This window comes from Gilliamella sp. B2911 (genome assembly GCF_026536965.1).
GTDB classification, from domain to species: Bacteria; Pseudomonadota; Gammaproteobacteria; order Enterobacterales; family Orbaceae; genus Gilliamella; species Gilliamella apicola_E.
In genome coordinates this window covers 1-24,426 of sequence record NZ_JAFNNA010000008.1, presented here as the reverse complement: position 1 = coordinate 24,426, position 24,426 = coordinate 1, and the positions used below count along the sequence as shown (strand labels likewise).

At 35.8% G+C, this 24,426-nt stretch carries 21 protein-coding genes and 1 pseudogene; 8 read left to right on the top strand and 14 right to left on the bottom strand.

Features of this window, described 5'->3' with window-relative positions; genetic code table 11:
• The first annotated feature begins 16 nt into the window (after positions 1–16).
• Entirely contained in the window at positions 17–397 is a 381-nt protein-coding gene (locus J3U27_RS07815) for a hypothetical protein (protein ID WP_065734521.1), read from the top strand.
• A 78-nt stretch (positions 398–475) separates the two neighbouring features.
• Here the strand turns inward: J3U27_RS07815 and hisM are convergent, their stop codons facing one another.
• From hisM to J3U27_RS07800, 3 genes are read right to left on the bottom strand one after another with little or no spacing between them, the layout of a single operon-like run.
• A complete protein-coding gene (hisM, locus tag J3U27_RS07810) occupies positions 476–1,195 on the bottom strand; it encodes a histidine ABC transporter permease HisM (protein ID WP_267377204.1) in 720 nt (239 codons plus the stop codon).
• 12 nt (positions 1,196–1,207) lie between these two features.
• Positions 1,208–1,891, bottom strand: a complete 684-nt coding sequence (locus J3U27_RS07805) for an ABC transporter permease (RefSeq protein WP_065734523.1) — start codon at positions 1,889–1,891, stop codon at positions 1,208–1,210.
• A gap of 5 nt (positions 1,892–1,896) precedes the next feature.
• Positions 1,897–2,685 (bottom strand): lysine/arginine/ornithine ABC transporter substrate-binding protein, encoded by a 789-nt coding sequence (locus J3U27_RS07800; protein WP_065561733.1) that lies wholly within the window; start codon positions 2,683–2,685, stop codon positions 1,897–1,899.
• 334 nt (positions 2,686–3,019) lie between these two features.
• On the opposite strand from J3U27_RS07800, the gene yccS reads away from it, so the two are divergent.
• A complete protein-coding gene (gene yccS, locus J3U27_RS07795) occupies positions 3,020–5,110 on the top strand; it encodes a YccS family putative transporter (RefSeq protein ID WP_267356921.1) in 2,091 nt (696 codons plus the stop codon).
• Positions 5,111–5,136: 26 nt separating this feature from the next.
• Here the strand turns inward: yccS and J3U27_RS07790 are convergent, their stop codons facing one another.
• From J3U27_RS07790 to yejK, 4 genes are read right to left on the bottom strand one after another with little or no spacing between them, the layout of a single operon-like run.
• On the bottom strand, positions 5,137–5,694 hold the full coding sequence (locus J3U27_RS07790) for a hypothetical protein (RefSeq protein WP_267377203.1): 558 nt from the start codon (positions 5,692–5,694) through the stop codon (positions 5,137–5,139).
• Positions 5,695–5,740: 46 nt separating this feature from the next.
• Positions 5,741–6,754 (bottom strand): hypothetical protein, encoded by a 1,014-nt coding sequence (locus J3U27_RS07785; RefSeq protein ID WP_267377202.1) that lies wholly within the window; start codon positions 6,752–6,754, stop codon positions 5,741–5,743.
• Positions 6,751–7,593: a deoxyribonuclease IV gene (gene nfo / locus J3U27_RS07780; protein ID WP_065561737.1), complete on the bottom strand. Its 843-nt coding sequence runs from the start codon at positions 7,591–7,593 to the stop codon at positions 6,751–6,753. Before nfo ends, J3U27_RS07785 begins: the two co-directional genes overlap by 4 nt.
• 9 nt (positions 7,594–7,602) lie before the next feature.
• Entirely contained in the window at positions 7,603–8,601 is a 999-nt protein-coding gene (gene yejK, locus J3U27_RS07775) for a nucleoid-associated protein YejK (protein ID WP_065734527.1), read from the bottom strand.
• Between the two features lie 178 nt (positions 8,602–8,779).
• Between yejK and J3U27_RS07770 the strand changes: the two genes are divergently transcribed.
• On the top strand, positions 8,780–10,168 hold the full coding sequence (locus J3U27_RS07770; protein WP_267377201.1) for an MATE family efflux transporter: 1,389 nt from the start codon (positions 8,780–8,782) through the stop codon (positions 10,166–10,168).
• Positions 10,169–10,222: 54 nt separating this feature from the next.
• On the opposite strand, the gene J3U27_RS07765 is transcribed toward J3U27_RS07770, so the two are convergent.
• Entirely contained in the window at positions 10,223–11,116 is an 894-nt protein-coding gene (locus tag J3U27_RS07765) for a hypothetical protein (RefSeq protein ID WP_267377199.1), read from the bottom strand.
• A gap of 392 nt (positions 11,117–11,508) precedes the next feature.
• Positions 11,509–12,375, bottom strand: a complete 867-nt coding sequence (locus J3U27_RS07760) for a YicC/YloC family endoribonuclease (RefSeq protein ID WP_065734530.1) — start codon at positions 12,373–12,375, stop codon at positions 11,509–11,511.
• 150 nt (positions 12,376–12,525) lie between these two features.
• On the opposite strand from J3U27_RS07760, the gene rph reads away from it, so the two are divergent.
• From rph to J3U27_RS07745, 3 genes are all read left to right on the top strand, one after another.
• Positions 12,526–13,242: a ribonuclease PH gene (gene rph / locus J3U27_RS07755; protein WP_267377198.1), complete on the top strand. Its 717-nt coding sequence runs from the start codon at positions 12,526–12,528 to the stop codon at positions 13,240–13,242.
• Between the two features lie 13 nt (positions 13,243–13,255).
• Positions 13,256–13,903, top strand: coding sequence for an orotate phosphoribosyltransferase (pyrE, locus tag J3U27_RS07750; RefSeq protein WP_065561745.1), 648 nt, complete (start codon positions 13,256–13,258; stop codon positions 13,901–13,903).
• 146 nt (positions 13,904–14,049) lie between these two features.
• The gene (locus tag J3U27_RS07745) at positions 14,050–15,162 is read left to right on the top strand and encodes an SIMPL domain-containing protein (protein WP_267337016.1); all 1,113 of its coding nucleotides are present in this window, start codon (positions 14,050–14,052) and stop codon (positions 15,160–15,162) included.
• Positions 15,163–15,231: 69 nt separating this feature from the next.
• Here J3U27_RS07745 and J3U27_RS07740 read toward each other — a convergent pair whose 3' ends face one another.
• Positions 15,232–15,972, bottom strand: a complete 741-nt coding sequence (locus J3U27_RS07740) for a GntR family transcriptional regulator (RefSeq protein ID WP_267330917.1) — start codon at positions 15,970–15,972, stop codon at positions 15,232–15,234.
• 137 nt (positions 15,973–16,109) lie between these two features.
• On the opposite strand from J3U27_RS07740, the gene J3U27_RS07735 reads away from it, so the two are divergent.
• A complete protein-coding gene (locus J3U27_RS07735; protein WP_267356939.1) occupies positions 16,110–17,981 on the top strand; it encodes a beta-glucoside-specific PTS transporter subunit IIABC in 1,872 nt (623 codons plus the stop codon).
• Between the two features lie 13 nt (positions 17,982–17,994).
• The gene (locus J3U27_RS07730) at positions 17,995–19,431 is read left to right on the top strand and encodes a 6-phospho-beta-glucosidase (RefSeq protein WP_065734534.1); all 1,437 of its coding nucleotides are present in this window, start codon (positions 17,995–17,997) and stop codon (positions 19,429–19,431) included.
• An 81-nt stretch (positions 19,432–19,512) separates the two neighbouring features.
• On the opposite strand, the gene dinB is transcribed toward J3U27_RS07730, so the two are convergent.
• The 4 genes and pseudogenes from dinB to J3U27_RS07710 all read right to left on the bottom strand — a co-directional run.
• Positions 19,513–20,568, bottom strand: coding sequence for a DNA polymerase IV (gene dinB / locus J3U27_RS07725; protein WP_267377197.1), 1,056 nt, complete (start codon positions 20,566–20,568; stop codon positions 19,513–19,515).
• Positions 20,569–20,641: 73 nt separating this feature from the next.
• Complete coding sequence (cptA, locus tag J3U27_RS07720) at positions 20,642–22,336, bottom strand: phosphoethanolamine transferase CptA (protein WP_267377196.1); 1,695 nt, start codon at positions 22,334–22,336, stop codon at positions 20,642–20,644.
• Positions 22,337–22,655: 319 nt separating this feature from the next.
• A complete protein-coding gene (locus J3U27_RS07715) occupies positions 22,656–23,156 on the bottom strand; it encodes a hypothetical protein (RefSeq protein ID WP_267377195.1) in 501 nt (166 codons plus the stop codon).
• Between the two features lie 192 nt (positions 23,157–23,348).
• A pseudogene (locus J3U27_RS07710) lies at positions 23,349–24,426 on the bottom strand (hypothetical protein); the annotation flags it as partial.

Below are 24,426 nucleotides of genomic sequence, written 5' to 3'. Positions count from 1 at the left end.
CTTAGGAGATAACAATATGTGGTTATTTTGGGTATATGAATTTTTAGGATTTGTTGGCGTTATATTATTAGTCTTCGCTTACTGTCGTATTCGTAAGCAAGGATTTTGGTCTTTTTTGTGGCACAATTTAAAATGGATTTCGATTGCCGTAGTTTGTGTTTGGTTACTAATAGCACTCATTTGTCGAAATGATTTATACAGCGCTGCAAAATGTTATTTCCGAGGTGAAAGTATGCACGCTAACACCAAATATTCTATTTTTTGGAGTGAGTGCCAGATCGAAACTTCAAACGGTAACTTTTTACCAATTGACCGCACCCGAGCACTGCCTGGCGCCAAAGATGGTGGTGATAGTCATGGTGACGGAGTGCCTGCTGATGATTTAATCATCAATTAAATTGGTTGATTCTAAAAACAGGCAATGCAAAACGTTGCCTGTTTTTTTATTTGGTAAAATTCTATTTGATTGACTTTTTTATATCACTTTTTCATTAACCCGCATGTAAGCTAAGCAATGTTTTTCAAGTTGTTTAAAGCCAAAAATCAGAACAAAACTCACACACAAATAGATCACCGCTGCAATCCCAAAGGCATGAAAAGGTTGATAGGTTTCAGCATAAATATCACGGGCAATCTTCATCACATCTTGAACCGTCACCGTAAAAGCTAATGCGGTTGAGTGCAACATAAAAATCACTTCATTGCTATAAGCAGGCAATGCAATTCGAAAAGCTCTTGGTAAAATAATATAGCGATACAATTGCCAGCGATTAAAACCAAGTGCGGTAGCGGCCTGAATTTCACCACTTGGTACATTACGAATCGCACCAGCAAAAACCTCAGTAGTGTACGCGCAAGTATTGAGTGTAAAAGCTAAAATAGTACAATTTAATCCACTTTGGAAAAAGTCACTTAAATACTTATGTTCGCTAACAAAACTCAATGTATATATGCCGGTATAAATAATCAATAACTGCACATAAAGTGGCGTCCCACGAAAAACATAAGTAAACAAACAAATCGGCCATTTAATGTAGATATGGTTAGCATTTCGCCCCACCGCTAACACTAACGCTAAAATCCCACCTAATGATACGGACAGAATCAAGATCCAAAGCGTCATTGCCAGACCTGTAATATGGTAGCCATCCGACCATAATAGAGCTTTCCAATAATCTTGAATGATTTCTAACATAATATGGCTCGATTATAATTTTGCTTTAGTGACACCGGCGGAATAATGTTTCTCAAGCCACCATAAAACAACATTAGATATAGAAGTAAAAAATAGATAAAACGCTCCGGCTAGTAAGGCAAAAAATAGCGGTTGATAGGTTGCCTCGCCAGCGGTTTTGGTTGCTTTTACTAGATCGAACAATCCTAATAATGATACAAGTGCCGTGGCTTTTAAAATGACTAACCAATTATTAGCAACTCCGGGAAGAGCATAACGCATCATCAATGGGAATCGCACATAGATAAAAACTTGACGCTTATTTAAGCCTAATGCAGTAGCAGCATCAATTAATGTTTTGGGAACCGATTGAAAAGCACCGCGGAAGGTTTCGGTAAAATAAGCACCGTAGATAAATCCTAAGGTTATAATACCTGCCACAAAAGGATTGATTTCGATCATATCAGCTTCAAAAAAATCAGTAATGCTGTTTAACAAAAATTGCAAACCGAAAAAGATCAGCATCATCAAAACTAAATCAGGCACACCACGAATTAATGAGGTATAAGCCTGACAAAGTAGTTGCAAAATAGGCTTTTGAGATAATTTGCCAAGAGCACAAACTACCCCCATCATTATGGCAAGAATTAGCGAACAAATCGCTAATTCAATTGTAACTAGTGCACCTTGTAATATTAATGAACTATAGCCTTGCATATAATTTATTTTTTATTGCCATAAACGCTAAAATCAAAATACTTATCATTGATTTTCTTATAGGTGCCATCATTTAAAATTTCAACAAGTGCCTGATTAAACGCTTCACGAAGCTCATCATCCTTTTTACGGAATCCTAGCCCAACACCAACATCAAAATAGCCTTTATCACTAAGCACATCACCAGCGAACGCAAAGTCTTTACCTTGAGGCTGTTTTAAAAAGGCGTAGCTACCAGTAACCTCATCTTGCAATGCCGCATCTAAACGCCCCGCTGCTAAATCCGAAAACACTTGTAACTGATTTTGATATGGCACAATCACTACACCATTTGGGCGCCACTTATCATTAGCAAAATGCTCTTGAGAAGTCCCCTGCTCAACGCCAACCCGCTTACCTTTTAATGACTCAATGGTTGGTAACAAATCAGAGCCTTTTTTTGCGATTAAGCGAGAATTAGTAATAAAAATTTCGTCGGAAAAAGCTATCTGTTTTTTACGTTTTTCCGTCATCATCAATGAAGAGGATATCATGTCGATTTTGCGTGACAATAAAGAGGGAATTAACGCATCAAAATCAGTAGTCTGAAACTCACACTTGATCTTGGCTTTTTCACAAAGTGCTTTGGTGATTTCGATATTAAAGCCACTGATTTCACCATTTTTATCAATAAAATCAAACGGCGCGTAGGATGTATCCGACCCAATTTTAATCGATTCAGGCACTTTGGCTTGAATTGTCCAAGCACAACTTAACAACATCGCTACCGAGGCAATTTTAAATAAACGCTTCATGATTTAATCCTATAAAATTTTTGAACGCATAATATAGCGTGTTATTAAATGAATTAATAATAAAAAAAAATTATTAACATGCGGGTGAAAATTGAGTAAAAGTTATAATTAACATTGTTAAAAGGCGAATTTTTAGGCCTCAAAAACCCCGTTCCTCAACTTTTTTTGCTTAAAAAGTATATCTTTCATTACTTTTAAGTCTGATTTGATATTAATAAATTTACTTTCGCTAATTATATAGTATGCTTTGCATTATGATGTTAACTCATTTCAAACACTAAATAACGTGCATTCTTTTATCTTATCTTTGCGTAAAGTTTTTTATAGCAGTAATTTGCTATTTAGTATTCGTATGCTGGTTAGTTTGACTGGCTCTACGCTCGTGCCTTGGTATTTTGGTTCAGTTTCGTTGGTGATTCCACTCACTTTAGGCGTGGTTGCCGCAGGCCTGACAGAGATTGATACCCGGTTGCTCAGTCGCTGTATTAATATTTTACTTACGTTAGTTTGTTTTGCGATTGCAACGTTTTCGGTCGAGTTGTTGTTTAATTTTCCTTTGTTATTCATTGTTGGATTAGTTAGCTCGACGTTTATGTTTATTATGCTTGGTACGCTTGGACAACGATATGGCGTGATTGCTTTTGGTTCGTTATTGATTGCTGCGTATACCATGCTGGGCCACAATCTGTTTGATGATAACTATACTCTGCCTTGCTTTCTACTATTGGGTGCACTCTGGTATAACATTGTTTCATTAATTGAATCTATAGTACAACCGATTCGTACAACTCAGCAGACATTAGCAAATTGCTTCTTGAAATTATCACTTTATCTTGATGCCAAAGCAGCGATGTTTGATCCTGATGAAACTGATGGCTTTAGACGACAAACGCTTGAATTAACAGAATGCAACACTCAAGTGATTAATGCGTTTAATGATACCAAGCGTTCGCTATTTAATCGTTTAAAAGGCTTTCGTGGACAATCTTATATTAGAAAGATGCTTAGTTATTATTTTGTGGCCCAAGATATTCACGAACGAGCAAGCTCCTCTCATGGTGATTATCAAGCACTCAGTGAACACTTTAAGCATAGCGATCTGTTATTTCGTTTTGCAAGAATTTTGAATTTACAAGCTAAAGCTTGTGCCAAATTAGCGGTATCGATTAAATTAAATCAAACTTATCACCATGATCCGCTGTTTGCTCGTTATTTTGCTTATTTAGAAGAGGCAATCATACAATATCAACAGCATCCTAATGCCAATATGTTATTTATTAAATCGTTGCAAAATCTCTATCAAAATTTGCAAGCCATCGATTTATTATTGGCCAATATTGATACCGAGCAACACCTATCTAAAATACAAGAAGATAATCAGTTGATTGATGAGGAACTAACTCGCTTTCATGATATATTTTCACGAATTAAGCAAAATTTAACTTTGAAATCATCATTATTTCGTCATGCTATTCGTATGAGTCTAGTGCTTTTTGTGGGTTATATGGTGATTTTCTTCTCTCATCTTTCACATGGCTATTGGATTATTTTAACCAGTTTATTTGTTTGCCAACCTAACTATTCCACCACTAAATACCGCTTAAAATTGCGAGTAATCGGGACAATTTTAGGGATCATCATCGGGATTCCGTTAACCTATTTATTTCCAAGTATTGAAGCACAATTAGTATTGATTATTTTGACCGGCTGGTTATTTTTTCTATTTAAGAATTCGCAATATGCCTATGCGACTGCTTTCATTACTTTATTAGTATTTTTTAGTTTTAGCTTGATCGGTGAAAGTAGTATTTCGGTGGCAATATCACGTATTATAGCAACGTTAATTGGATGCTTTATTGCATGGTTTGCGGTCAGTTTTATCTGGCCTGATTGGAAGTTTAGAAACTTACCTAAATTACTTGATCGAGTCTGCCATGATGATAGTCACTATTTGGCGCTAATTGGTAGTCAATACGTATCAGGTAAAACCAATGATCCTAAATACCGTGTTGCACGGCGAGCTGCACATGATAGTAACGCCGATTTATCTTCACTTATCAGCTTAATGACCAAAGAGCCTCATGTAAAACCCGATCTGATTGAACAAGGTTTCCGATTATTAACACTTAATCATACATTTATCAGTTACTTGTCAACATTAGGGGCGCATCGTGATAAAAACATCTCGCCCCACACGCTTGAACTATTTGATGATGTTTCGCTTTATATTATTACCATTTTGAGCAATAAGAAGATCGACTCTGAATATCTTCCTTTAAAGAAAATGGTGGATGATCATCTTGAGATTGTGTCCGATGATGATAAAGATAATGATTTGCTGGTCATGCAACAGTTAGCTTTGATTTTGGATATTCTTCCTGAAATCATCGATTTAATTACCTCAATTGAAGAAAAAACTAATTGACCAGCATGCTTATTAATTTAACTTCGTTATTGAATAAATGGGTTTTGTTCACCAATGTAGACTAAGGGTTGTTCGAAGTTGTTAACTTTATCAGCATCAATTTCAAAACCATATAAATAATCTGATTCGAAATATGGACCTTGGTTTTGATTCGGTTTAATCACTGCTGATATTTTGAGATCTTTAATATCAAATGATACTGATTGCTTAGTGGCTTTGTCATAAATAAATATTGACGAATTTGGTAAACCTATTTTGCCAAGAAAAATGTCGTGGTATCTGCCGTCAATTGAATAATAGGGTTTTGAATATTGTGCATTGACAGGATCTGAGTGAGTTCGTTCTTCATCTGGTATCAAAAAGAAAGCCTCAATTGATTTATCGCCATGAGCAAGTAAATCTTCTGTCACAGAAACGAATGCAAATCGCTTTTTATCTTTTATATAATCAATAAACGTTAGTTGATGAAGATTTACTTTTTCAGTTGATGGTGAATGATTCACTGTTTTTGGATGCACTGATGTTTGAGAATAAGCACCAAAGCTTATTAAAGAAATAATAGATACAATTAGTATTTTTTTCATTGTTTACCTACTCCTTAAGTACATATCCACAAAATTAATCTGAATTTTATCTTGATCTATGATCTTCCTGTCGATAATCAGATTTTATATCTAAACGTCTAAATTTATATATTGGATCAATATAATAAATATATGAATACGGAAATATCATTGATTCAAATCCAAATGCCACTAAAGGTTGATTTTTAAACAATTTGCCAGTCCATTTGTCTTTATTCATTTCATTAAAATCTTTCTCAGTTAGACTTCCAATCCTTGAACTTTCAGTATGGAAATATTCAAAATAAGTAAAAATGTTTTTTTCATTATCAGCTATTACCAATTTCCTATGATAGGTCCCAGTAAAGTTGTCATGCTTAATTATTTCATCTTGAAGATAGTAATTTAATTCATTTAATTGAGCTAAATAGCTTTGAGTAATGCTATTTTGAACAGAAGTATCGTTATTATTCGAGACGTTTGGAAAATCTTGATTGTCAATTTTTTGCCAGTCTATTCGCGTTAGTTGTTGCATAGCAAACGGACTTTCCTTACCGATATAAACAAATGTATTTTTAGGATTTAAGTTGGGTAATTGCTTAAGGTTCAGTTTAAAACCAAATTGATAACTCTTCTCATCATGATGTGGTGCTTTACCGATACTATAAATATTTATGATTGCAAAAGCTTCTAATTTGCGAATAGGGTAAGTAAATAGTCGATTATGTTCGTAATCATAAAGATAGAAATTATCGTCTTCAGATATTCCAGCTTCTTTCAAAAAACGTTGTCGATAGATTTTTGTTAATTTATAGCTATCTTTCTTATAATTACCTATTTCATCTGGAATTAAGTGTGGAACGATTCGAGTATTTCCATTTTCATCATATGAGTTAAAATTAATTTTTTCTGATACTGAAGTAAAATAGAAAATGGGGTTATCTTTTTTCTCAACAATAAAAATATCTAAGTCTTTTATAGTGTTATCTGAATGATTTTGTATTTCCTCGTTAGCATTTACAAAACAACTCAGTAATAATAATATTAATAACTTTATTTTTATTATTTTCATTATTTTCATTTTTCCTGCTCTTTTAACCACGCTATTTCTTGTTTCCAAAGATCCGGATCGACAGTTTCGAGGATGAGAGGAATTTCATCGATTCGCGAGTCTTGCATAATAAATTTAAATGCCGTTTCGCCGATGGTTCCTTTGCCTAAGCTATCATGACGATCAACATGGCTTGCCAATTCACTTTTAGCATCGTTTAAGTGCATACCTCGTAAGTATTTAAAGCCAACAATTTTTTCAAATTCGTCAAAGGTCTCTTTACAGGCTTTTTCAGTACGTAAGTCATAACCGGCAGCAAACGCATGACAGGTATCAATACAGACACCAACACGACTTTTATCTTCTATTTTATCGATGATTTGTGCAAGATGTTCAAATTTATAACCAAGATTAGACCCTTGCCCTGCGGTGTTTTCTATCACTGCGACAACATTTTTAGTTTTATCTAAAGTGATATTTATCGATTCGGAAATACGCGCCAAACACTCATCCACCGAAATTTTTTGTAGGTGACTACCAGGATGAAAGTTGAGTAAAGTTAACCCTAGCTGTTCACAGCGTTGCATTTCGTCTAAAAAAGCTGTTCGGGATTTATCGAGTTGCTCACTATCAGGGCTACCTAAATTGATAAGGTAACTATCATGCGGTAGGATTTGTTTACTAGTAAATCCATATCGTTCACAGCGTTTTTTGAAACTATCAATCACTGCTGATTCAAGCGGTTTTGCATGCCACTGGCGTTGATTTTTAGTAAATAAAGCAAAAGCCGTTGCACCAATTTGATAAGCATTAATTGGAGCATTATCGACACCACCAGAAGCACTCACATGAGCACCAATATATTTCATAATTTTTTCCTAGTTTGAGCCACTGTTTCGTTGAAGTTGGTCACGTAAATTAGGTGGAACACCTTTAATCACAAGTGAGTCAGTTTGCGGGTCCCATTTGATTCGTTCGCCTAATAGATCAGAATCAAAGCTTAAGGTTAATCCACCACCGCTACCAGAGAATTTTTTAAGTTGGCGTAGTGCACTACGATCAACGGGGAAAGTGTCCTCCAGATCATATTCACTATTTTTGACAAATTCCATAAAATTATTCTCGTCAGTCGCTGGCAATTCGTTAGCAAGATTTTTCAGTTCAATTTCTTCACCTGCTTGTAATTGCGCTTGGCAATAATTATAAACATTTTCACGGGCATTATTCTTGTTGTCAAATTGCATTTCTTGACAATAGTCATCAACCGCTTTAACAAGTGTTTTATTTTGCGCTTTAGCATCTAATCCTTCACTCGCACCTAAATAATCCATAAAGAAGTCAGAAACCTTACGCCCTACTCGTCCTTTTAGGAAAGTTAGGTAACGTTTTGAGTCAGGAGCCGTTTCCCATTCGGTTATATCTATACGAGCAATGATATCGGCATGGTCAATATCTAAATACTGGGTTTCTGATATATTGAGTTGTTCGTTGACTAACATACTTAAACAGCTATTTAATACAGCAATAATAAGGTACTCAACAGCTAGATATCGATAATGGCAAAAAATAACGGTGCCACCTTCAGCAAATGGATATTTGGCCAGTTCATTACGTAATTGTTTGGTAGATTCTTGACTAAAATTAAGGAAGTCTTGATTCCCTAAACGTAATTCTTTAAGCGACTGTTCAAAAAGGCTTTCACTATTAAATAGTCCATAAGCTTTACTTTTGTTGTTATAAACGCGGTTTATATCTTCAATCAAGTTGGTTACCGCTTGTTCATTGTTCAGTAGTGAGTCACGAAGTTGTAATTCGATTTCCGTATCGCTTTTTCTTATTAATTTATGTAAAACAACGTTTTCTATTTGTACACTCATGAAAATTCCTATTACGCTAGACGATTTGATAATCGACTATTTTATCAAAGCACTAAAAAAGTGCTATCATCAATTTTTATCTCTGTTAAACTAGTTATGATTATTCAAGTCAATTTTATACTTTTACGTATATTCTAAAATTCTTAGCAACTTTAACTTTTTTTCAATGTGAATAAAAATGACAAACTCACGCGATATTTATGATGATTTTAAACATAAAAAAATTAGCCTAATATTTTGGCAATATGCGCTACCATCAATTATTGGGACAACAGTAAATACGCTTTACAATATTATTGATGGAATTTTTATTGGTCATTGGATCGGTCGCGAAGCGTTAAGTGGCGTTGGTATTATTTTGCCTGTGATGAATCTTGCTGCCGGCATTGGTATGTTGGTCGGTATTGGTTCGGCAAGCCGTATTTCGATATTTTTGGGTCGAGGCGAGATTGATAAAGCCGAAAGAGTAGCAGGCACATCGTTTATGTTAACTGCCGTGCTTAGCGGTATTACTTTAGCATTATTACTTTATTTTATTGATCCGGTTTTACACTTTATCGGTTCAAGCCCCACTAATCATATTTATGCACGGGAATTTTTAGAGGTATTTTTACCGGGTAGTATTTTTATCACACTAACATTTAATTACAACAACATGATGCGCGCCAGTGGTTATCCTTTCAAAGCCATGGTAACGATGTTTATCAGTGTGATTGCTAATATTATTCTTGCACCAATTTTCATTATTGCTTTAGGTTGGGGAATGCGTGGTGCAGCGTTTGCAACTACGCTATCGATGTTTATTAGTTTTTTGTTTGTAATGCAACACTTTATCAGCAAAAACAGCAATATTAAATTATATCGTCGCAACTTTAAGCTCGATTTTACTTATGTTAAATCTATTTTATCGATTGGTATGTCACCGTTTGCTATGCAGGTGGCTGCGTCGGTTGTTGTGGTATTTATCAACTGGCAGTTAACCCATTATGCACCAATATCACATGTTTCAAGTGATGATGCAATTGCCGGCTATTCTAACGCTAACCGATTAATTACACTGATTATTATGATTGTTATTGGCGTAAACCAAGGTATGCAACCGATTATTGGTTATAACTACGGTTCCAAAAATTATGCTCGGGTTAAGGAAACGTTTATTTATGCGGTTAAAATTGCCACCGTCATTACTAGCGTTGGTTTTATATTAGGTTGTTTTATTCCTGATGTGCTGGTTAGAGCATTTAGCTCTGATGTTGATTTAATAGAAATATCTGCAATTGCACTACGTTATACTACATTTTCTTTTGCGTTTGTTGGGTTCCAAATGGTAACTACCAGTTTCTTCCAATGTATTGGTATGGCAAAAATTTCTATTTTGTTGAGCCTTTCAAGACAAATTTTAATCTTGTTACCAACACTTTATATTCTTCCATTATTCTTTGATTTAGATGGTGTATGGGCAGCATCACCAACTGCTGATTTGTTATCGACGGGGATCGCTTATGCTGCGTTATATTGGTACTTTAAATCAATTAAAAATCGACACTATCCTAAAAATCACCATTAAAAAAGGGACATCAGTCCCTTTTATCTTTCTTATTCATTTATCTTTTTTACCAATTTATATTTCTTTTTCAAATAATGCATCGGTTTTGTTATCGATATAGGCATCTTGGACTATAAATCCATCACTAACACCTTTTAATTCATACTCTTTTTTGTCTTTTTTCAATAATTTCTTCTCTATGGTAAGAATGCTTTTCTGACGACATTTTGGGCATTGGCAATATTGATATTCTAATACATCGATATTTCCTGCTGATTGATCGACTTGGTTAACTATTCCTTTTGTATCAGTATAAAAAGTTGTTTGCGATAATACATCGGCATAACTACCAGTTAAATTGGCAGAAAGTTTAGTTTCTAGGCTTTCATTACTTAATGAAAAGAATTGATATTTTTTGTACCATGCTTGGCAATCTTCACAATAATAATCGTCAATATGAAATGAAACGATTAATGGATAGAAGAAAACAAGTAATTCAATTAAATAAACAACACCCAACATTAAACCAGAAATGTGACTTGTATTCGATTTTCTGGTGATGGATATTTCACGGTATGGAAGAATTTCATCAAACATGATGTCAACGACAGTGAATGGTGAAAAAAACAGTTCAATATAATCTGTAAAATCACCCGAAAAAAGGCCTACTTCAAATCCACATACACTTGAGTAGTAAGCAAATAAACAGATAAAGAATGCCATAAAAAAATTAACCATGGTATTTCTTACTTTTGCTGCTTTTGCAAGAAATGAAGCAAGATAGGCTAACGTCAATCCCATTACAACGACTAAACCAATATCAATTATGACAAACGGCGAATAATAAGAGATGATTGAATAGATAATGCCCAAAGCAATTGCGACAAAAATACCTATTAAAGTAAAGATAATGGTTAAAAGCGGATTAAATTTTTGTGACAACTGATAATGACTAACTGTAGAGCTCATTGTTTTATTCCTTATTATTCCTTAAAAATTATAATACTAATAAAAAAACTTCTAGCTATGTTTAAATGATAATTGTCAATTTTTGTTATTTTTTCCAATAACTAGGACTGAGTTATTAATTTGACTGGTGCATTTTAAACTTGCTCTATGAAAAGTAAAGTTTATTAGGCTAGATAAAAGTAAAGATTTTTATTTTTTAATTAAAAATAATCTTTGAAAAAGCAATTCATAATATCTTGATATAAAAAAGGGGCATTGCGCCCCTATTGTTAATTTAATCTACATTGATTGTTTTTTAGAGTAAATAATAAATCAGTCTGTTAATCGATATAAACATTTAAGACTATATTGAGTGAAGGACTTTGCCGATGACAAAATACTTGCTCATTAAATTACTCGATATTTTGTACTTGCTCTCGAATCTGCTCAATCAATACTTTAAGTTCAATCGCACTTGCAGTTACATCCGCATTAATTGATTTTGAAGCGATGGTATTTGATTCACGATTAAATTCTTGCATCATAAAATCAAGTCGGCGCCCTACTGCTTCGTTTTTCTTTAAGATTGCATAAGTTTCTTTAACATGAGTCATTAATCGATCTAACTCTTCAGCCACATCAATTTTTTGTGCAACCATCACAATTTCTTGTTCAAGACGTGAGCTATCTAGTTCAATATTGGCTTCGTCTAGTTTGCTTTTTAAACGCTCTTTCTGCCAATCTAAGATTTGTGGCATCCAATCTCGAATTTTATTAACTTCGAGAGTTATTGCGTCTAAGCGTTGAGTAATTAATTCGCTTAAGGCTTTACCTTCACGTTCACGAACAGTGATAAATTCATCGATTGTCTTTTCAAGTAAAGCTAAAATTTCTTGCGAAATTGCATCTAAATTTTGTTCTTTACTCGACATCACTCCCGGCCAACGTAACACATCAAGCGGATTGATTGGACCGGTTTGGTATTCACGTTTAATCCAATCACCTGCATTTAATATCTGTTTAGCTAGCTCAATATTTAATGATAACTCTTGGTTCTGAGTAGCGGGATCAAGTTCGAAGCGTAAGTTACATTCAATCTTTCCGCGAGTTAATCGAGCACGAAGACGCTCACGAACGATCGGCTCAAGTGAGCGAAACTGTTCGGGTAATCGAATATAGGTTTCTAAGTAGCGTTGATTGACCGAACGCAACTCCCAAGACGCATTACCCCATGATTGGTTCAACTCTTTTCTCGCATACGCGGTCATACTAGAAATCATAATAGGTTCCTAAATTTATAAAAACTTAGTGTGCATTGTATCACAAATTCTGTATAATGTGCCCTTAGCTTAGGCTAAACATCGACGCTTTCTTGTTGATGTCCCCCTAAAAAATTAATTCGAAGATAAAATAAACTGCTGGAGAATTGCATGCGCCCGTCTGGTCGATCTGCGGAACAAGTCCGCCCAATCAAAATAACCCGTCATTACACTAAGCATGCAGAAGGTTCTGTATTAGTCGAATTTGGTGAAACCAAAGTACTTTGTAATGCAACAATTGATGAATCTATACCCCGCTTTTTAAAAGGTCAAAATCAAGGTTGGATCACTGCTGAATATGGCATGTTACCTCGCGCAACAAATTCAAGAACACAACGAGAAGCTGCAAAAGGCAAACAAACTGGCCGAACAATGGAAATCCAACGCCTAATTGCCCGTTCACTGCGCGCGATGGTTGACCTTGAATTATTAGGTGAATACACCATTACCCTTGATTGTGACGTTATTCAAGCCGATGGTGGCACAAGAACTGCATCGATTACCGGAGCTTGTGTTGCACTCGTTGATGCAATAAACACATTAATTTCTAATGGCAAAATCAAAGAAAATCCAATTAAATCTTTAGTGGCTGCCGTATCGGTAGGCATTGTAAACGGTGAAGCTCTATGCGACTTAGAATACATTGAAGATTCTAATGCTGAAACCGATATGAATGTCGTTATGACAGATGATGGTCGTATCATAGAGGTTCAAGGCACTGCCGAGGGTGAACCATTTAGTCATGAAGAATTATTAACCCTATTAGAACTAGCAAAAAATGGCATAAAAACTATTACAGAAGCACAAAAACAAGCTTTAAAAGATTAATTGGAGAGGATCGATGAAATCATATAAAAGTGAATTTATAGAATTTGCTTTAGATAGGCAAGCATTAAAATTTGGCGAGTTTACTTTAAAATCAGGTCGAAAAAGCCCTTACTTTTTTAATGCAGGACTATTTAATACCGGTAAAGATTTAGCGTTATTAGGTCGTTTTTATGCCGCTGCATTGATCGATGCAGATTTACAATATGATGTTATCTTTGGTCCAGCCTACAAAGGCATTCCAATCGTTTCATCAACAGTGGTTGCCCTATCTGAACACCACAATGTTGATGTTCCTTACTGCTTTAACCGAAAGGAAGCGAAAGACCATGGCGAAGGTGGTAATCTTGTAGGTAGTTCAATATATCAACAACGCGTTATGTTAGTTGATGATGTAATTACCGCTGGTACAGCAATTCGTGAATCAATGCGAATTTTGGAAGACAATCAATCTAAACTTGCTGGCGTATTGATTTGCTTAGATCGTCAAGAAAAAGGCCGAGGTGATTTATCTGCTATTCAAGAAATCAAACAGACTTATCATTGTGATGTAATTTCAATTATTACTTTAGATGATTTGATCCAATACCTCTACCAAGATCCATCACGAAAAGACCAAGTCACCCAAGTCGAAGCCTATCGTGCTGAATATGGAATAAAATAATAAAGCGTCGTAAGACGCTTTTTTATATTCATAAAGTTTTACAATTTTTTTACAACTTTCCAATTATATTAATTATAATCATCTTATCTTTCTACATTGAACCTACTTTACTAGCCCATTTCACTAGACTGAATAAAGGAAATAAAATGAAAAAAACCTTATTATTAATCCTATTAATGAATATGAGTACCATCTTTCCATCTCACGCCCAAAATAATGCGTTAAACGTTAGCAATAATTATTTAGAACTACAGCAATTAAAATATGGAAAGAACCTTATCCCTGTTGGAGAAATTACCTCCAAAATTACTGATAACATTATATTAAAACCCGATACAGTTGAATTTTATGTAACCTTAGAAACAGAGGGTGAAACATCAACGGAAGCTTCTAATCTTAATGTCGAAACAATGAAGAAGTTAAAAACTTATTTAAATACACTTAATATTACCGACGATAATTTAGTTACCACCGACTACAAAAACAGTGTTAGAACTGTGACGAAACCAGATAGTAAAAACAATACCACTTATGCAGCTATTCTTAATGTTGTATTAACGATTGATAATAATGATAGCTTCATCAATCTTAATAAAATACTTGATAAATATGGTATAAACAACATTTATCAGATTGACGATAAAAATTTGACTAACTACTATGAATTCTCCATTGCTACAACCAGTAATAGAGAAAGTAGAGCAAAGGATGATCTGTACAAAGACTTTAACAATATCGCTAACGAATTAAAAAAGATAGGCTTAACGAACGTATCAATTAAAAAATATATGGTACGCGAAATGGAGGCTAAAGAAATTGAAGAAAAACACTATTTCGTCAATAACACACTAAAAATAAAAATAAATAAATTAGATCTTATTGGTAAAATTATTGCTAAAGCGCAAGAATTAAAGATGCAAGTCAACAATAACATCTCTTATAGTGTTTCACCTGAAGCAATTCAAGCTGCGCTAAACGAGCATGAAACCCTTTTACTAAACAAATTGAGCGCTAAAGTTGAACGATTACTGGATAAACAGTATGTACTAGGCGCACCAATTACACTTTCACTTGACTCAAGAGATTTTGATACATCATATTCATCATTTAACAACGCCAAAAGTCAAAACCGTTATCTAGGTATGGATAGAAGTGTTGATGATGCTATGGATGTAGATATCAATACCCCACCAGAATATGAAGTCACATTAACTTTATCAGGTACATTCGAAACACTTAAAAAAGTTGAACAAAAGTAGTAGCTGTTAAATTGATAAAATTTCATTTAGTTAGTAATTTATTTTATTAACTAAATGAAATACCTTCGACTATTTTGAATGACTTTGTACATAGAATTTAGCATTGTCGTAATGATAAATAATTCTTGAAAAATCGAAAGGTTCGCCTGCTGTAGTATAAAAAATCTCTTCAACACATAATGCGGGATCGCCAGGTTTTAATCCTAAATAAGGGGCGATCTCCTCATCTAATTTTATCGCTTTGAAATATTTATCAGAAAAACCAATATTGATTTTACAAATCTCTTTAACGTAACTAAAAATTGAGTTTTCGGCAATTTCTCGGTTAAGGTAAGAGATGATCTTTTTACGATAATAAGATTGCTCAAAACCATAAACCTTCCCTTCAACCAAACGTAATCGTTTTATGTAATAGACTTCTTCACCGTCTTCACACTGTAAGTTCTCTTTCACTTTGGCATTAGGCTGAATAACGTCAACATTAAATACTTGTGAAGCGCCGGGTAAATCATTTAGGTCAACACTAAAACCGTGACTCTCTAAAAAATTCAGATAACCCCTTTTTTTGGGTTGCCTAACAAAAATACCACTGCCTTGAATTTGATAGATCACACCGTGCCTTTCAAGGCGATTAAGTGCTTTGATAATGGTGGTACGACTAACTTGATATTGTTGAATTAATCCTTCGATATTAGGCAATTGTGTATCTTTAGGCAGATTTTGTTGATAAATCGACTGTTGAATTTTCTTTGCCACATCTTGGTATTTTAACATTAGTCGTTCTTTGATATTGGTATAAATGATTGACATTCTATACTTATCGTTAATTAAATAAATCAAAATTGCTAGAAAACGCGATCTAGATCACAAACAATAAAATTGGTCATTAACAATTTTCAATTTAAGGATAAGATATGCTCTCTTACCTGTTAAAAGGAGCTTTATTGATGTCATCTAAAATTAGAGATTATAATAAATTAGCAGTTGATATATTAAATGAGTTAGGCGGCGAAAATAATATTGTTTCTGTCGCGCGTTGTGCAACTCGTTTGCGTGTCGTTACTCAAACCACCCCAGCGGAAGCGAAAGAGAAAATCGCCAGTTTGCCGGGTGTTATCACCGTGGTTGAAAAAGGTGGACAAATTCAAGTTGTTATCGGCACAAATGTAGACAAAGTCTATAATGCATTTACGCAATTAATGAGTGGAAACAATAAAGTTGATGTAAATAGCAAAAGTAGTATGTTAAATCGTGTTATCGCCACAATGTCAGCTGTTTTTGCTCCCTTCGTTTATGTTTTAGCGGGAGCAGGTATATTACAAGGGATCTTAATTTTAATTAAGCTTGCCTATCCAGAATTTGAACAAACTGGCACTTGCCAAGTATTTAGCTTTATCTCTTGGGCGCCATTTACCTTTTTACCTATCTTTATTGCCATTACTGCATCGCAACATTTCCGTTGCAACATCTATATTGCAGTAGCATGTTGTGCAGCGCTACTATCACCAACATGGGCAGAAATTGCAACATCAATAAAAAATGGGGGAACATTTGACTTATTTGGTTTACCGTTATCTGAAACCACCTATATGTCAACCGTATTACCACCACTATTTTTAGTATGGTTACTCTCTTATTTAGAGCGTTTCTTAGAACCTCGCTTACACAGCATTATTAAACCATTAGTCATGCCATTAATCTGCTTAGTGATTATGGTTCCATTAACCTTATTAGTAATTGGACCTATTACAGCTGGTGCAGCGCACTACCTTGCAAGCGGATACAACTGGATTGTAAACCTTGCGCCATGGGTCGCGGGTGCGATTATCGGGGCATTTTGGCAAGTTCTGGTTATATTTGGTGTGCATTGGGGTATTACACCAGTTATTATCGAAAACATTAACCAATATGGTAAAGACTCTTTCCAAGCCTACCAAACTATCGCGGTAATTGGTCAAGTCGGTGCAGCATTAGGATTCTATATCAAAACTCGCTCAAAAGAGATGAAAGGTGTATCAATCTCAGCCTTTATTACGGGTCTATTTGGTATCACAGAGCCAGCTATTTATGGGGTTAACTTACGCTTTAAAACACCATTTATTTATGGGTGTATATGTGCTGCAATTGGTGGTATGGTCGCTGGTATCTTTACGCCTTACTACTACACCTATGCAGCGTTACCTGGACCACTAACTATTGTTAATGCAATTAATCCAGAACATTATGGATCAATCATCGGCGTAGCACTGGGTTCAGCAATAGCACTATTTGGGCCAGTGATTTTAATGCAAATTTTTGGTACTAATGAAAAAGCACAAAGTGATGAAAAAATTGAAAACGACACCCCAAAAGTCGTTCTTGATAAAGTGAATATCACTAGCCCAATGATCGGTAAAGCATTACCACTAAGCGAAGTGCCAGATCCCGCTTTTGCACAAAAATTAATGGGTGAAGGTATTGCTATCGAACCAACAGATAACCATGTTTATGCACCATTTGATGGCGTAGTTAGTGCGGTATTCGAAAGTTCAAAACATGCTATCGGCTTAGTCCTAGATAACGGCGTAGAATTATTAATTCACGTTGGAATAGATACCGTTAATTTAACTAATAACGAATTTAGTTATCACATCAGTATGGGTCAACAAGTTAAAAAAGGTGATTTGCTAATCAGCTTTGATCCACAAGCGGTCAAACAAGCGGGTTATCCATTAATTACACCAATTATTATTGTTAATACAGATCAATACCAATTGATCACATTAACTGAAAATAAAGACGTGAATCTTGACGATATCATATTCGAAATTAAGCAATAACAAGGAATCAAAAATGACTAAAAAACCATTTTTATGGGGCGGTGCATTAGCCGCTCACCAATTCGAAGGCGGCTGGAATGAAGGGGGCAAAGGACCAAGCGTGGTTGATGTCATGACCGCTGGCGCACATGGTGTTGCAAGACAAATCACTCAAGATATCGAAGCAGGCAAATTTTACCCAAATCATACAGCAATTGATTTCTATCATCATTATAAAGAAGACATCAAATTATTTGCTGAACTTGGACTAAAATGCCTCCGTACTTCAATTGCTTGGACTCGAATTTTCCCTAAAGGCGATGAGCTAGAGCCAAATGAAGCAGGCCTACAATTTTACGATGACGTATTTGATGAACTCATTGCGAATGGAATTGAACCGGTTATTACCCTTTCACATTTTGAAATCCCATTACACATTGCTCGCCAATATGGTGGTTTTCGTAATCGTAAAACCGTAGAGTTTTTTGAACGTTTTGCTATAAGTTGTTTTGAACGTTATAAAAACAAAGTTAAATATTGGATGACTTTTAACGAAATCAACAACCAAATGGACACCAGTAACCCAATCTTCTTCTGGACCAACTCAGGTGTACAAGTTAAACCAGGTGAAAATCCACAAGAAGTGCTTTACCAAGTTGCGCATTACGAATTATTAGCCAGTGCTAAAGCGGTTATTGCTGGTAAAAAAATCAACCCTAACTTTGAAATTGGTTGTATGATTTCTCACGTGCCAATTTACCCATACTCATGTAACCCTGAAGACATGATGGCATCAGAAATTGCTATGCATCAACGCTTCTTCTTCCCTGATGTACATGTTCGTGGATATTATCCATCATACGCATTAAAAGAGTTTGAACGCGAAGGCTACAAACTTGATATTACAGAAGAAGACTTAGCTTGTTTAAAACAAGGTACGGTTGATTACATCGGCTTTAGTTACTACATGTCAACGGTCGTAAAAGCGGATGTTAAAAACGACAACCGTGACAACATCGTCAATGGTGCATTACCAAATGCAGTTGAAAATCCATACATTAAAAGCAGTGACTGGGGTTGGCCGATCGACCCAGAAGGATTACGTTACACACTTAATCGCTTATACGATCGTTATCAACTACCACTATTTATTGTTGAAAATGGTTTTGGCGCGATTGATGAACTTGAGCACGACAACCAAATTCACGATAAACCACGAATCGAATACCTCGGCGCGCATATTAAAGCGATGCAAAAAGCGATGGATTACGACGGTGTTGATGTGATTGGTTATACCGCTTGGGGGATTATCGACGTCGTTTCATTCACCACTGGCGAAATGAAAAAACGTTATGGCGTGATTTATGTTGATCGTGACAACGAAGGTAACGGAAGCATGAAACGCTATAAAAAAGAGTCATTCGAATGGTATAAAAATGTGATTAAGACCAATGGTCAAAACTTAAAATAATCATTTAATAATATAAAGGATCTGATTTGCGAATTAAAATCAGATCCTTTAACCCATCTCATCTAATCAACACATCATCAATCAAAACTTAAAAATAAGTTGCTTTTCAACTTGTGGATCAATCAACGTCACATGAAAACCAATTAACCTAACACCCCGATCATTGCGCCTTTCTAGCCAAACTTTATGAGCTTGTTCAATCAAATCAGCTTTATCCAACTTAGACCAAACATGCTCTTGAGTCGTAAGCTGAAAATCATCAAACTTAAATTTCACACCTTGGCGAGCAATAGAGAGATCCGAGCGAACTTTGCTTAAACGCTTCTCCAACTCCTCAAATAGCGGATCAAATTGCGCTAAACACTCATCCCAACTGTGAATATCATCAACCAACGTGCGCTCTACCCCAACTGACTTGCGTTGCCTATCATTACAGACTTCGCGTTCATCAATCCCTTGGCAACGTTCATGTAAAATACGTCCAAACTTACCAAACTGATTAAGTAACTTAGTCAAATCATAATTAACCACATCTTTACAGGTATAAAGCCCCAACTCTGCTAGCTTCTTCTCGGTCACTTTACCCACACCGGGGATCTTCTTCAGTGGAAGTTGCTCAATAAATCCTTCAACCTGATCGGGTGTAATCACATATTGCCCATTTGGCTTATTCATATCGGAGGCGATTTTAGCTAAAAACTTAAGTGGTGCCACACCTGCTGACGCGGTTAATTCAAGCTCGTTATAGATTGCTTGTCGAATATCTTGGGCGATTAACGTAGCAGAACCATGACAGAGCTTACAATCCGTCACATCCAAATAAGCCTCATCAAGCGAAAGCGTCTCAATGGCTTGAGTATAACGCTTAAATATTTGATGAATTTGATTGGAAACCTCTTTATAGACGGCATGACGACCAGGAATGACCTTAATATTAGGGCACAGCTTAATTGCCTGTGCCATTGACATCGCACTATGCACACCATATTGACGAGCAATATAATTCGCAGTTGCCACCACACCACGCTTACGTGGATCGCCACCTACGGCGATCGGCACATTGCGATAACGTGGATTATCTCGCATTTCGACAGCTGCATAAAAACAATCCATATCGACATGAATAATTTTTCGCATAATGAAGGTATTAGTATATAGAAAATAACTGTATAAATATACAATACCATACCTTTACTTTATCTGTAAATCACTATTTAGCGAGCTGATCGAAATCGGTTAACCCCTCCTTACCATGAGGATCACCAATCCATCGAGTTGGCTGTGCAAATTTTTCATTCACAATACTTTTTTCGGGTTGATAATCATCGAAGCTTAACCCAGCCAAATCAGACCAAGTATGAATCAAATCCTGAGTACTAAATTTTCGATTCACATAAGACTCAAAATGATTATTAGGATGACTCACTAACCACTTAGGCGATTGCCAAAGCATAAAAGGAACCGTATACATAGCTTTAGTTGGCGCCTTCTCATTACGCCCTAAAACATCATGCGGAGCCGTTTGATAAACTTCCTCACCATGATCGGAAAAATACAAAATAAAACCATTTGGATCACTATTCTTAAATAGCTTAAACAGCTCAGTAGTAACAAAATCATTAAACGCGACCGCATTATCATAACTGTTATAAACTTTTAACTTATCGTTATCCAAATCAAAATTTACGCCAGTCTTATCTTTAAAACGCTGATACTCCTCACCTTCCGGATAGCGCAGCTCATATTTCATATGCGTACCGAGCAGATGAATAACAATAAATTTCTTTTCAGCAGGATCATTTAGCACATTCTTAAACGGCTCAAAAACCGACGAATCATATTGTCTGGAACTCTGATTACGATCATTATTCATATAAAACTGCTCATCAGCTTGCTTAGAGAACATCGTCAACATCGTATTGCGCTTAGTCATCGTTTGTTGATTGGTAATCCAAAAAGTCTTATAGCCGGCCTGTTTCATCAAATGAATTAATGATGGCTTAGAAAGATATAAATCAGGATGTTGCTCATCGGCCAAAGTTAGCGCTTGTTGCAAAATCTCGATCGTATAAGGTCTTGATGAAACAACATCATTAAAAGCAAGAAAATCAGGATTATCTTTTTTAAATTGCTCGATTAACGGCGTCGTATCACGATCATAACCATAAATGCCCATACGGCTACGAGTCGTTGACTCACCAATCACCAGTACTAACGTTCTTGGAGTATTTCCATTGGCATCAGTTAAATTTTCGAATTTAGGCAAGGTTTCGAGATGATTCAAGATTTTGTCCATATTAGAAAGCTGAGAACGATAAGCAATATAACTACTGAGCAATTGCCATGGAACCGTCGTTTCCATCCGACTTAACAGATGCTGGGTAGCGCGCTCAAACGAAGTCTTCTTAATCGCCACACTAATAAACAAAGGCATCAACGCATAAACCACAATGATTATCGACACTAACCATTTAGTCATATTTTTTACATAAACCGGTTTAACCTTAAACCACAAAAACACCCCAACCAAAATATAAATCAACAGCACGGCGACGAGTTTAATACTAAGGTACTGGGAAATAAATTCATGCGACTCATTATAGTTCGACTCTGCCATCACAAAAAAAACACTCTGCGAAAACTCCTGTCGATATATCGTAAAATAACCAATCGAAATTAGTGACAACCCACCGACGATAATGCCATAAACGGTAGCAAATTTTTTGGTAATATTAGGAAAAAAGAGAATAGGCACCAGCCAAATCATACTATAAATTATCGAGTCACGAAGCCCAATAAAATTAGCATGTCCTGACAATGCAATGTAAAGTTGTAATGCACAAGAAAAGTAACAGAAATACAAAATAGCATAAACCAACGAGCGCCAACTAAAATTTCTATCCAAATTTTGCTCCAATAATTACAAATAAAAGTGCAACTAAACTAACAAAAACAGATTAACAAAACCTTAAGATGGAACTAATAAAGATTATTTATTGATTGATTATGAAGAAAGGGATTCAAAAACCCCGTTCCTCAACTTTTTTTGATGCAAAAAACGGCTACTAAAAAAAGCCTCAGTTTAAGGCCGAATTATTTATTTTAGACAACATTGCAGAATTTTAAACCCCAAAACCCCCACTCCTCAACTTTTTTTTTCGATAAAAAACTTAAAAAATCACCCTAGTTGAAACGGATGATTTATCTTCGACATCACTCTGCTATTAATGCAATTCACTAAAATAATTCTTCAACTCCTGAATAAACGCACTATCTACCATAGCAGGATATTTATTTGCCTGCCATGATTGTAAAAATAATAGATGCTGAACCGTTAACGGTTTGTTCATATCGCGAAATTCGTTTAACTGTTCGTTTACCTCTTGGGATGTTGTGAGAAGGGATTGTGGTGTTTTTTGCTTCGGTACTTGGCAATGCTTTTGGTACCATAAATTATAGCCACTTAAATCATAATCACCCAATAACTCATACCCCGTTAAATTAGGGCTGGCATTGGGATAGCGTTTAGTAATAGAACGGGTAGGAAATCCACCGCAAATAATAATTTCATCAATTTTTTTTATATACTTTGCCGTTACCTTTAAGTTAAAACCCAATAATTGCTCAACCACATATAATGATTGATCATAAAGCTTTAAAAAATTACCTTCAGCAATAAACTGAACCGGCCTTTTACTTAACGCTATTTTTTCTTCAATATTCATTTTATATTACTCCTTTAATATCAATATTTTTAACCACCACCTCGGTGCCCAGCATTTTTGCCGCTTAGCCGCAAAATCGCTTTTTATAGCTAAACGACGTTGACTCTTCGAGTCAGCTTGCTTTTAATCACTCAACACTATTTTTTATCACCCCCACCCCCGCCCTAAGGATTAAGGACGAAGGAATAAGAACTAAGGATAGGCACAAAGCCCGTAGTAAGAGGCGTTGCTAAAATACACATCGCCGTTGTACGTGGCCACGGTAAACTGGTTACTACCAGACGGGTCACTAGTCCAGTACACGTTGTTGAAGCCAACGCCAGAGTAATCCTCCATTTTGCCCCACTCCGTGAAAAAACCTGAACCTATATGACGCATGTAATGATTATCAGAGGAAGAAGGGGTGGCGCCGACTGAACCCTGACACCTAAAACCGTTGTTAGGACAAAATGCGTTGGTTAAATCCTTTACCTTAGGAAGGCGATAACCAAGACTATTACACCAAGATAATGTATTAGAATAATTGTCCCACTTAGAACCTCGGTGGACGAACCACTGCTTTAAAGTAAAACCATATCTGACGACTGGAGTACCATTACTATCACGACCGACCAACTCGAAGGTCTGAGGCAAAGTAGGTTTAGAAATAGGAATAGGACTGGATGAATTAATCTGGGATTCGGTAGCGTAAGGACCAGTTAAAGTAACACGAACGCTTGTAGCAGTAGAATTAGACATTGTGACTGTGATACCCCCCTGAGAAACAGGAGACCAAAACAATGGCTGACTACTACCACTAATGAGTAAATCAAAGTACAATCCATTAGCGCCAGTTGTAGGAAAGTTTCTACCGTAAGAGGATGGGCCAGTTGACTGAGGGATAAAACCATTATCCGGGTCCCACATCGAAGCTGGGCCAGCATATTGACCTGTACTATAGTACATATCCGGTCTGGCAAAACAAACCACCGGCGAAGCCTTAGGATTAACATAGTAAGTCACATTACTAGCACTGAAAGTACTACGATTAGGAAATCCGTAACGAGTTGATAATGTACCGTCAGTACTAGATAACTTAATCCTATAAGGTGCGTTACAAGTCGTTAACACGGAATTACGTGATACTGACTGATTGTTTTTATCGACGATAGATAAACTTAAAGAACCTGTAGCGGTAACACCAGAATCACCATCATCATCCCCCCAATAATTATTAGGTGGACCGATAAGAGAACTCAAAGCGACTGAATTTGTATCAGTAGGAACGAAC